The sequence below is a fragment of the Streptococcus sp. HMSC074B11 genome, from assembly GCF_001808705.1.
Taxonomy (GTDB): domain Bacteria; phylum Bacillota; class Bacilli; order Lactobacillales; family Streptococcaceae; genus Streptococcus.
In genome coordinates this window covers 1-297 of record NZ_KV794304.1, presented here as the reverse complement: position 1 = coordinate 297, position 297 = coordinate 1, and the positions used below count along the sequence as shown (strand labels likewise).

Sequence of the window (297 nt, the reverse complement as noted above, 5' to 3'; positions counted from 1 at the left end):
TAAAGATAACAACAAGATTGGTGAAGCAACGGCGGGAGAAAATGGAAAAGCAACTATTACCCCAACAGTTGACATTCCAGCAGGAAATGTAACAGCAAAAGCAACAGACAAGGCAGGGAATACATCAGTTGCTAGTGATCCGAAAGTAGCGACAGATACAACAGCTCCAGCGAAACCAGTAGTGAATACAGACCTAACAGGTAAAGCAGGCACTAAGACTCCGGTTGAAGTAAACGCAGAACCAGGCTCAACTGTTGCTCTTTACGATAAAGATAACAACAAGATTGGTGAAGCAAC

The 297-nt window shown here is 43.4% G+C and carries 1 pseudogene; it reads left to right on the top strand.

The features are described 5' to 3' along the window. Positions 1-297, top strand: a pseudogene (locus HMPREF2619_RS11420) (hypothetical protein); the annotation flags it as partial.